This window comes from Rheinheimera sp., assembly GCF_020217005.1.
In the GTDB taxonomy this organism is placed as follows: domain Bacteria; phylum Pseudomonadota; class Gammaproteobacteria; order Enterobacterales; family Alteromonadaceae; genus Pararheinheimera.
In genome coordinates this window covers 1-10000 of the sequence record NZ_JAIWOI010000250.1, presented here as the reverse complement: position 1 = coordinate 10000, position 10000 = coordinate 1, and the positions used below count along the sequence as shown (strand labels likewise).

Here is a 10000-nt window from a genome sequence, read left to right as displayed (position 1 = left end):
TCAGGTCTGGACTATGAACGTGTGGTGTTATCCGGTGGTCCGCTTGGCATTATGCAAGCCTGTATGGACGTAGTGGTGCCTTATATCCACGACCGCAAACAGTTTGGTCAGTCTATCGGTGAATTCCAGTTGGTGCAGGGTAAAGTGGCTGATATGTACACCAAAATGAATGCAGCCCGCGCTTACGTCTACACCGTAGCTAAAGCCTGTGACCGTGGTGAAACCACCCGTAAGGATGCAGCAGGCGCGATTTTATACAGTGCAGAGCTGGCGACTCAAATGGCGCTGGATGCCATCCAGCTGTTAGGTGGTAATGGTTATATCAACGAATACCCGACAGGGCGTTTATTACGCGATGCCAAGCTATATGAAATCGGTGCTGGTACCTCAGAAATTCGCCGTATGTTAATTGGCCGCGAGTTATTTAACGAATCGAACTAAATTCTTTACCAGCATAGGTGAAGGGGAAATATAACAGATGGGGCTCGTGTGAAAACTTCGTCCTGAAGTTTGCCTGCGGCCTGCCATGGCAGTCCAAATTCGTTCCAGACGAATTTGTCGCTGCCTTCAGTTTCAATCGGCTTATTTGTTGCGTATTTCCCTTTTGACGTTTCATATCTTTTCCCACTACCTTTGAAGGTCGTTCGATCCGTAGGTGGAGAGAAGATAAAAGCAAATCCCGATAGCCAAAGGTGGTGAACGTGGCCAGACTGAATAGCAAAATTAATCCACGCAGTGATGAATTTATCCAGAACGCTCAGGCGATGCAGCTGTTGGTGGATGATTTAGAGCAAAAAGTACAACAAATCAAATTAGGTGGCGGCGAAGCCTTGATTGCCCGCCATACCTCGCGTGGCAAGTTGTTTGTCCGCGACCGTATTCAAAAACTGCTGGACCCGGGTTCTCCCTTCTTAGAAGTCGGTCAATTCGCTGGCTGGGAATGTTATGACGATTATGTACCAGCTGCTGGTGTGGTTGCAGGTATAGGCCGGGTCAATGGCGTCGAGTGTATGATTGTCGCCAACGACGCCACAGTCAAAGGCGGTACCTATTACCCGCTGACGGTGAAAAAACACTTACGTGCGCAGGAAATCGCCGAAAACTGTCACCTGCCCTGTATCTATCTGGTTGACTCAGGTGGCGCTAACCTGCCCCGTCAGGACGAAGTCTTCCCGGACAAACTGCACTTTGGGCGTATCTTCTTTAATCAGGCGCGTATGTCCGCCAAGGGTATTCCACAAATTGCGGTGGTGATGGGGCTTTGTACCGCTGGTGGTGCTTATGTGCCGGCTATGGCCGATGAAAGCATTATCGTCAAAGATCAGGGCACTATCTTTTTAGCAGGCCCACCACTGGTCAAAGCCGCCACAGGCGAAGAAGTGACAGCAGAAGAGTTAGGCGGTGCTGATGTGCACTGCAAAATCTCAGGTGTGGCCGATCACTATGCGCTCAATGATGAACATGCGCTGCAACTGGCGCGTAATGCCGTCAGCCGCCTGAATCATCAAAAACCAGTACAAGGCGATGTACGTCCTGTCGAAGCCCCGTTTTATGATGCCAGCGAGCTGTACGGCATAGTCGGCACCGATCTGAAAAAACCTTTTGATGTACGTGAAGTCATAGCCCGACTTGTTGATGCATCTGACTTTGACGAATTTAAACAGTTTTATGGCGCTACGTTAGTTTGTGGCTTTGCCCGTATTTTTGGCCAGCCCATCGGCATAGTGGCCAATAACGGCATTTTGTTTTCTGAGTCGGCGCAAAAAGGCGCTCACTTTATTGAGCTTTGTGCTCAGCGCAAAATTCCACTTTTATTCCTGCAAAACATCACCGGCTTTATGGTGGGTAAAAAATACGAAGCTGAAGGCATCGCCAAACACGGCGCCAAGATGGTGATGGCGGTGTCTTGTGCCAATGTGCCGAAATTTACCGTATTAATTGGTGGCTCTTATGGCGCTGGGAACTACGGTATGTGTGGCCGTGCTTATGACCCAACCATGATGTGGATGTGGCCCAATGCGCGTATTTCTGTGATGGGTGGCGAACAGGCCGCTGGTGTAATGGCCACTGTGACTAAAGATGCCTTAGCCCGTAAAGGCGAAAGCTTAACAGCCGAAGCTGAACAGGCTATACGTCAGCCTATCGTCGCTCAGTATGAGCAACAAGGTCACCCCTACTACGCCAGTGCGCGTTTATGGGATGACGGCATTATCGACCCGGCTCAAACCCGTATGGTGGTTGGCCTGGCACTGAGTGCAGCGCTGAATGCACCTGTCGCTGAATCTAAATTCGGCGTGTTCCGCATGTAAGGGGCTGGAGTAAATACAATGCAAAACTATACAACTATTACCACTAGTATGAACTCGTCCGGTGTCGCAGAACTGGTGCTGAACCGTGCTGAAGTACATAACGCCTTTGACGACAACATGATAGCCGAATTAATTGACGCGCTGAAAAGTCTGGCCGCTAACCCGGCAGTGCGGGTGCTGCTGCTTAAATCCACCGGTAAAAACTTCAGTGCAGGTGCCGATCTGAACTGGATGCGCTCTATGGCAGAGAAAAACTACCAGCAGAACTTAGAGGATGCAGGTCAGTTAGCAGAGCTGATGCGCCAATTAGATTGCTTCCCTGCCCCCACCATAGCTTTGGTGCAAGGCGCTGCTTTTGGTGGTGCTTTGGGTTTAGTCTCCTGCTGCGATATAGCCCTTGCCGAACAAGGCGCCAGTTTTTGTTTAAGTGAAGTAAAAATTGGTTTAATACCGGCGGTGATCAGCCCCTATGTGATGCGTGCTATTGGCGAACGTGCCAGCCGCCGTTATTTCTTAACGGCTGAGCGTTTTGATGCAGCAACAGCTCTGAACTTAGGTTTAGTGCACCAATTAGTGGACGCTGGTGGCCTTGATGCTGCAGCAGAACATTTTGTTGGCATCTTACTGAATAACAGCCCTGCAGCTTTACGCTCTGCCAAACAGCTGATGGCGGCCGTTCACAATCAATCTATAAATCAGCAACTGATAAACAGCACCTCTGAGCGCATTGCTGCTATTCGGGTATCAAATGAAGGTCAGGAAGGTTTAAACGCCTTTTTACAAAAACGTACTCCGGCCTGGATCCGGTCAGAATAAGGATAAACAGACTGATGTTTCGCAAAATTTTGATCGCCAACCGGGGCGAAATCGCCTGCCGAGTGATAGAAACCGCGCATAAACTGGGTATTCGTTGTGTAGCAGTCTATTCAGAAGCTGACGCTAACGCCCGTCATGTGCATATGGCTGATGAAGCTTTTTTATTAGGCCCGGCGCCAAGCAAAGAATCCTATCTACGTGCTGATAAAATTCTGGACATCGCCAAATTAAGTGGTGCCGAAGCTGTGCACCCTGGTTATGGCTTTTTATCTGAAAACGAAGGTTTTGCCGAAGCCTGTGCCAAAGCTGGTGTGGTTTTTATTGGCCCTCCAGTCTCAGCCATAGCCGCTATGGGCAGTAAAAGCGCTGCCAAAGAGATTATGACGCAAGCGGGTGTGCCTTTAGTGCCTGGTTACCATGGTGATAATCAGGACCCGGCTTTTTTACAACAACAAGCTGATCTGGTGGGCTATCCGCTGCTACTGAAAGCCGCATACGGCGGTGGTGGTAAAGGTATGCGGGTGGTTTGGAACAGTGGCGAATTTGCTGAAGCTTTGGCTGGCGCTAAACGCGAAGCCTTAAATGGTTTTGGCAATGACAAAGTGCTGATGGAACGTTACCTGACCAAACCCCGCCATGTCGAAATTCAGGTGTTTGCCGACAGTTTTGGCAATGCAGTGTATTTAGCCGAACGCGATTGCTCTATACAGCGCCGTCACCAGAAAGTGATTGAGGAAGCACCAGCGCCGAACTTTAGTGCGGAGCAACGTAAAGCCATGGGCGAAGCGGCGGTCAAAGCGGCAAAAGCTATCGCCTATCAGGGTGCTGGTACTGTTGAATTCTTATTTGATGAAGACGGCTCTTTCTACTTTATGGAAATGAATACCCGCCTGCAGGTTGAACACCCAGTCACCGAAATGATCACAGGTCAGGATCTGGTGAAATGGCAGTTGTTGGTCGCCAGTGGTCAGCCATTACCTTTAACTCAGGAGCAAATCACTATTGATGGCCATGCCATTGAGGTGCGGGTTTATGCTGAAGATCCGGATCATGATTTCCTGCCAGCTACCGGCAAACTGACCTATTTACGCCAGCCTGAAAGCAGCCGTTATGTGCGGGTAGATACAGGCGTAGTAGAAAACGACGAAGTCTCGCCATTTTACGATCCTATGATCGCTAAACTTATTGTTTGGGATGAAAACCGTGATCGCGCCATAGCCCGTATGCTGCGAGCTTTGGATGACTACCGTATTGCCGGCGTGAAAAATAACCTGAATTTCTTAACCCGTTTAGTGGAGCAACCAGCTTTTGCCAAAGCCGAACTGGATACGCATTTTATTGAACGCCACAAAGAGTCTTTGTTTGCTCCAGGTCAATCTGAATCCGAACAAGCCAGTTTATTGGCGGCTCTGTATCTGTTACTGAAAGAACGGTCAGACAAACAAGACGATCAAAGCCCATGGGCTTTGTGTTCAGGCTGGCGTTTAAACGAAGTGCCAACTGTGTCTTTCCCGCTGCTTTATCAGGATGAAACCCGTCTGGTTAGCATCAGCTCTGAAGGTAAACAGCTTAGCTTAACCCAACAAGGTGTGATCACCACAGCCACCGCCAGCTTACAAGGCGATGAGCTGCAAGCCAATTTAAATGGCCACCAGCTCAAAGTGCGGGTCAGCCAGTATCAGGACACTGTATCTGTCTTTATCAAACACCAGCGTTATGATTTTGTGTACCAGACACAAGTCCAGACGCAAGTCGACGACAGCGCAGCAGCAGGCAACCTGACAGCCCCCATGAACGGCACTATAGTGGCTGTAATGGTAGAAAAAGGTGCATCAGTCAGCGCTGGCCAGACGCTTTTGGTGATGGAAGCAATGAAAATGGAATACAGCATCAAAGCGCCTAAAGAGGGTGTGGTCAATCAGCTGTTTTACGCTGCTGGTGATCTGGTGAAAGATGGCGCTCAGCTACTGGACTTTACCCCAGCTGACTAACAGATCGATGTGGAGAGCAAGATGTCACTGACATTAAACCCAAAGCACACAGCAGGTTTACCTAAAGCAGTGCGTATCGTCGAAGTAGGCCCACGCGATGGTCTGCAAAATGAAAAAGCCGTGTCGCTGCAGGCCAAAGTCGAGCTGGTCAACCGTCTGGCTGAAACTGGCCTTATCACCATTGAAACCGGCGCTTTTGTATCCCCGAAATGGGTGCCGCAAATGGCTGATTCTGCTGCTGTATTTACACAAATCAATCGTAAAGCAGGTATTGAGTACACCGCCTTGACACCCAATCTGCAAGGCTATGAAGCCGCCAAAGCAGCAGGTGCGACTGAAGTGGCAGTATTTGGCGCTGCATCAGAGGCTTTTACCCAGAAAAATATCAACTGCAGCATAGCGGAAAGTCTTGAGCGTTTTGCTCCAGTGATGGCGCAAGCCAAGCTAGATGGTATTAAAGTGCGGGGTTATGTCTCTTGTGTGGTCGGTTGCCCTTATCAGGGTGATGTTGAGCCGACAGAAGTAGCTCGGGTTGCTAAAGCCCTTTTGGATATGGGCTGCTATGAAATTTCGTTGGGTGACACCATAGGCGTGGGTACCCCTGCCGAAGTGAATGCCATGCTCGATGCAGTGCTGGCTGTTGTGCCTGTAGAGCAGTTAGCTGTGCATTTTCACGACACTTATGGCCAGGCGTTAAGTAATATTTACGCAGCGCTACAACGTGGTATTGCTGTGGTCGACAGTTCAGTCGCAGGATTAGGCGGCTGTCCTTACGCTGCCGGCGCGTCAGGCAATGTTGCCACTGAAGAAGTGGTGTATTTACTCAACGGCCTTGGCATACAGAGCGGTGTTGATTTACAACGGCTGGCCCCTATTGGCTGGTTTATCAGCGAGCAGCTGGGGAAAGCTCCTAGTTCTAAAGTAGGATTGGCGCTTAAGGCCAAATGCCAGCAGAATTAATGATTGATAGCATCTTTTAAGGATACAAAATGGCAGGGTTTAATAAAGTTGTGACCAGCTACGAAGAGGCGCTGGCAGGCCTGACCGATGGCATGACAGTGATAGCCGGTGGTTTTGGTTTATGTGGTATTCCGGAAGGTCTGATTGCTCAGATCAAAAAAATGGGCACCCGGGATTTAACAGTAGTATCGAACAACTGTGGTGTCGATGGTTTTGGTTTAGGTGTGCTTTTGGAAGATCGCCAAATCAAAAAAATGGTCGCCTCTTATGTCGGCGAAAATGCCTTGTTTGAAAAACAGCTGTTATCCGGCGAACTTGAAGTGGTGTTAACCCCTCAAGGCACCCTGGCTGAAAAAATCCGCGCTGGTGGCGCTGGTATTCCGGCATTTTTTACTGCGACTGGTTACGGTACTCCTGTAGCTGAAGGTAAAGAAACCCGTGAAATTAATGGCCGCCATTATGTGCTGGAAGAATCGATCACTGGTGACTTTGCCATAATACGGGCCTGGAAAGCCGACCGTTACGGCAATCTGGTGTTCCGTCATACCTCGATGAACTTCAACCCTATGGCAGCTACTGCAGGCAAAATTACTGTGGCTGAAGTGGAAGAAATCGTCGAGCCGGGTGAACTGGAGCCAAGCCAAATTCACACACCAGGTATTTATGTGCAACGTGTGATCAAAGCCAGCTTTGAGAAACGCATTGAACGTCGTATGGTCCGTCAGGCTTAAGGAGCACAGCAAATGGCATTATCACGTGAACAGGTCGCTATGCGGGTGGCTCAGGAATTACAGGACGGTTATTACGTTAACTTAGGCATTGGTATACCTACTCTGGTTGCTAACTATGTACCTGCGGGTATTGAAGTGATGCTGCAATCGGAAAACGGTTTATTAGGTATGGGCCCCTACCCAACCGAAGCTGAATTAGATGCAGATATGATCAACGCAGGTAAAGAAACAGTCACCGCCATTAAAGGCGCTGCTATTTTCAGCTCAGCGGAAAGTTTTGCCATGATCCGTGGCGGCCATGTCGATTTAACAGTTTTGGGTGCCTTTGAAGTGGATCAAAACGGCAATATCGCCAGTTGGATGATCCCAGGCAAACTGGTCAAAGGCATGGGCGGCGCTATGGATTTAGTGGCTGGCGCACAAAATATTATTGTCACTATGACGCATGCGGATAAATACGGCAGCTCCAAGTTACTGGACAGCTGTACCTTGCCTCTGACAGGCGTCAACTGTGTGAAGAAAATTGTCACGGATTTAGCTGTGCTGGAAGTGCGGGACGGCGCTTTCCATTTACTGGAAAGAGCACCAGGCATCAGTGTGGAAGAAATTCAGCAAAAAACTGCGGGCAAGTTAGTCATCTCTGGTGATATCCCGGAAATGCAGTTCTGATGTAAAAGATGAAAGGGTCAGAGGCAAGGCTGCTGACCCTATCGAAACGCCTTAGCCTGTAAACCAGCACCAGCATTGTCTCTGTTAATATCACCACTAATTAACGCTATCGCATGTTTTGTACTAACCACTGTCACTTTTTCAATATCACCAATTAACATCACAAAAGCTGTCTGCTGATTAGCCAACCTGTACCAGCCCACTTTGTAATTGGGCAGATTAATGGCGTTGACTGCAACTACTGGTTTAAACTCTCCTAACTCATCACAAAACAGCACAGAGACTTTACTTTGTGCTGAGTGAATGTCTTCAATTTTAGTCTGGTACAAACCTGCCTTTAACTCTAAAGCCTGGTCAGTCATTAGCATTGTGTTATCACTAAACTTCAAGCTTAATGACAGAAAACACAGGCAACAAAAACTGAATAGCCACAAAGACTGTCGCAACCACAACGGCTTGAAATACAACAAAACGGATAAAACTATTGCAGGAAGCAGAATACAACCCACAAACAGCAGCGCATAAAGATGCCAGCCGATCTCAGATAAATACATTTAATTTACTTTCATCAATGAATTGGCCACATGATAATAGCACAAAGCAAACTTTTCCCGACTCATTTGTTAAATATTGTTAATTAAAATCGCTAAAATCAATCAGGCAGCAGACTCCCGCTCACGGCCACTGACAGGACAGCAGTCAATTTGAGGCTCAAACATAAACTTTTGGCGATAGGCTTTCGGAGTCAGACTGGTGTAATGCGCAAATAACTTCCGAAAAGACGAAATGTCTTCATAACCCACTTGCTGCATGATTTCCTCCGCCGTCCACAGGGTATTCTCCAGCAAAGACTTCGCTCTTTCGATACGTAATCGCTGCAGATAAGCCATCGGAGTTTCATCCAGATGCTGTTTAAAACGCCGGATCAAAGTACGGGGTGTCATCGCAAACTGGTCAGCTAACTGTTCAAGGGTCACGGCTTCTGCCAGATGAGCCTGCAGATACTGTTGAATTTCTGCCAGCTTCGCATCTTTGTGTTGTGGTGCCAGTTGCAGAGATAAATAAGGCAACTGTGAGGTCCGGTTTGGATCTGTCAGCATAATCTTCGCCATTTGCTGTGCAAAAGCCGTATCCATACAAAGCTCAACAAAACGCAAACATAAATTCAGGTATGAGGTGGTAGCCCCACCAGTCAATATTGTTTGTTGCTGAATGACAAGCTGCTGCAGATCCAGCTTTACCCGCGGAAACATTTGACGAAAATAGTCTTTAAAGAACCAGACCGAAGTCGACTGTAAACCGTTCAGTAAGCCTGTTCCAGCTAAAGCAAAAGTACCATTACAAAAGGCACCGAGCCATTTTCCTTCAGCCAACATGGCCTGCAACTCTGCGGTATATGGTTGCAACTCCTGACTGACACGCACCAAATCTTTTGGGTTGTAAGCATAAAAACCTGGGATCAGTAAAATATCAATAGAGCCAAAATCAACAGGTTCAACCTTCAGACTGAAAGCTCCATGCTGTACCAGTGGGTTAGGTCCGATTAAAACAGTTTCAAACAATGATTGATCACTTTGCTGTATCAGTTGCCAGTACTTATTACAGAAGGTAAAAAAATCTACTACCCCGGTGACGCTGCTCATCACTATGTCGTGATTAACCCAAATACCAATACGTTTCATCTTGTCACTTTTAACCACTATTACGTCATTAGTGACACTTTAGGCTAGTTTTTAAGCGGCGTAAAGTAGTCTCATCAACAACAGGAGGTGGTTATGTTTCAACTGTCAAAACGCACAACGGTATTGGCTTTATTAGCGCTGGTCTGGGCTATGGTGGTGGGGCTGGCGCTGAAGATCACGCCGGATCCATTGCTGCATTTGGTGCACATTCCGTTATTACTGGTGCTGACTTTAGGTTTGGCCAGCACCAGCCTGGATGATTAACAAAGTGCAATGGTTAATTTTTACGTTGCAACACAGTTAGTAAGCTTGAAGTATCCCAGCGCCCACCACCCATGGCCTGCACCTGGGCGTAAAACTGGTCAACTATAGCGGTTAATGGCAAAGTGGCACCGTTGTGACGGGCTTCATTTAAGGTGATGGCCAAATCCTTACGCATCCAGTCGACGGCAAAACCAAAATCGTATTTGCCTTGCAGCATGGTGGAACCACGGTTTTCCATTTGCCAGGACTGAGCAGCGCCTTTACTGATGGTGTCCAGCACCGCCTGACCATCAAGGCCTGCCTGCTGAGCAAAATGCATAGCCTCGGCCAGGCCCTGCACTACACCAGCAATACAAATCTGATTGACCATTTTGGCCAGTTGACCAGAACCTGCGGGCCCTAATAATCGGGCGCTGCGGGCGTATTTCATCAATGTTGCTTCAGCTTTAGCAAAATCAGCGGCTTCACCACCGAGCATTATGGTTAACAGAGCATTCTGAGCCCCAGCCTGTCCGCCTGATACAGGTGCATCCAGAAATCCTATGCCCTTTTCTCCGCAAGCTAACGCCAACTCACGG

Annotated in this window: 11 protein-coding genes; 8 read left to right on the top strand and 3 right to left on the bottom strand. The window is 48.3% G+C overall.

From position 1 onward, the window contains the following. The 7 genes from LDL40_RS12240 to LDL40_RS12210 all read left to right on the top strand — a co-directional run. On the top strand, positions 1 to 441 hold a 441-nt coding region (locus tag LDL40_RS12240; protein ID WP_300995662.1), incomplete at its 5' end, for an acyl-CoA dehydrogenase family protein. 254 nt (positions 442 to 695) lie between these two features. Then, a complete protein-coding gene (locus LDL40_RS12235) occupies positions 696 to 2309 on the top strand; it encodes a carboxyl transferase domain-containing protein (protein ID WP_367304319.1) in 1614 nt (537 codons plus the stop codon). An 18-nt stretch (positions 2310 to 2327) separates the two neighbouring features. Further along, positions 2328 to 3125, top strand: coding sequence for an enoyl-CoA hydratase/isomerase family protein (locus tag LDL40_RS12230; RefSeq protein WP_300995660.1), 798 nt, complete (start codon positions 2328 to 2330; stop codon positions 3123 to 3125). Between the two features lie 14 nt (positions 3126 to 3139). Continuing rightward, complete coding sequence (locus LDL40_RS12225) at positions 3140 to 5116, top strand: acetyl/propionyl/methylcrotonyl-CoA carboxylase subunit alpha (protein WP_300995659.1); 1977 nt, start codon at positions 3140 to 3142, stop codon at positions 5114 to 5116. Positions 5117 to 5137: 21 nt separating this feature from the next. Then, positions 5138 to 6076, top strand: a complete 939-nt coding sequence (locus LDL40_RS12220; protein WP_300995658.1) for a hydroxymethylglutaryl-CoA lyase — start codon at positions 5138 to 5140, stop codon at positions 6074 to 6076. A 29-nt stretch (positions 6077 to 6105) separates the two neighbouring features. Continuing rightward, positions 6106 to 6807, top strand: a complete 702-nt coding sequence (locus LDL40_RS12215; RefSeq protein WP_300995657.1) for a CoA transferase subunit A — start codon at positions 6106 to 6108, stop codon at positions 6805 to 6807. A 12-nt stretch (positions 6808 to 6819) separates the two neighbouring features. Beyond that, positions 6820 to 7476: a CoA transferase subunit B gene (locus LDL40_RS12210; RefSeq protein ID WP_127687401.1), complete on the top strand. Its 657-nt coding sequence runs from the start codon at positions 6820 to 6822 to the stop codon at positions 7474 to 7476. Positions 7477 to 7514: 38 nt separating this feature from the next. On the opposite strand, the gene LDL40_RS12205 is transcribed toward LDL40_RS12210, so the two are convergent. Both LDL40_RS12205 and LDL40_RS12200 read right to left on the bottom strand, forming a co-directional pair. Beyond that, the gene (locus LDL40_RS12205; RefSeq protein ID WP_300995656.1) at positions 7515 to 7844 is read right to left on the bottom strand and encodes a hypothetical protein; all 330 of its coding nucleotides are present in this window, start codon (positions 7842 to 7844) and stop codon (positions 7515 to 7517) included. 288 nt (positions 7845 to 8132) lie between these two features. After that, entirely contained in the window at positions 8133 to 9158 is a 1026-nt protein-coding gene (locus LDL40_RS12200) for a GlxA family transcriptional regulator (RefSeq protein WP_300995655.1), read from the bottom strand. Between the two features lie 93 nt (positions 9159 to 9251). On the opposite strand from LDL40_RS12200, the gene LDL40_RS12195 reads away from it, so the two are divergent. Beyond that, complete coding sequence (locus tag LDL40_RS12195) at positions 9252 to 9422, top strand: hypothetical protein (protein ID WP_300995654.1); 171 nt, start codon at positions 9252 to 9254, stop codon at positions 9420 to 9422. A 13-nt stretch (positions 9423 to 9435) separates the two neighbouring features. Here LDL40_RS12195 and LDL40_RS12190 read toward each other — a convergent pair. After that, positions 9436 to 10000, bottom strand: a 565-nt coding sequence (locus LDL40_RS12190; RefSeq protein WP_300995653.1) for an NAD(P)-dependent oxidoreductase, incomplete at its 5' end; no start/stop codon positions are given.

Bases quoted from the DNA above. Each gene is read 5' to 3' on its own strand.
- LDL40_RS12230 (WP_300995660.1), top strand. From the start codon at position 2,328: ATGCAAAACTATACAACTATTACCACTAGTATGAACTCGTCCGGTGTC.
- LDL40_RS12225 (WP_300995659.1), top strand. From the start codon at position 3,140: ATGTTTCGCAAAATTTTGATCGCCAACCGGGGCGAAATCGCCTGCCGA.
- LDL40_RS12220 (WP_300995658.1), top strand. From the start codon at position 5,138: ATGTCACTGACATTAAACCCAAAGCACACAGCAGGTTTACCTAAAGCA.
- LDL40_RS12215 (WP_300995657.1), top strand. From the start codon at position 6,106: ATGGCAGGGTTTAATAAAGTTGTGACCAGCTACGAAGAGGCGCTGGCA.
- LDL40_RS12210 (WP_127687401.1), top strand. From the start codon at position 6,820: ATGGCATTATCACGTGAACAGGTCGCTATGCGGGTGGCTCAGGAATTA.
- LDL40_RS12205 (WP_300995656.1), bottom strand. From the start codon at position 7,844: ATGCTAATGACTGACCAGGCTTTAGAGTTAAAGGCAGGTTTGTACCAG.
- LDL40_RS12200 (WP_300995655.1), bottom strand. From the start codon at position 9,158: ATGAAACGTATTGGTATTTGGGTTAATCACGACATAGTGATGAGCAGC.
- LDL40_RS12195 (WP_300995654.1), top strand. From the start codon at position 9,252: ATGTTTCAACTGTCAAAACGCACAACGGTATTGGCTTTATTAGCGCTG.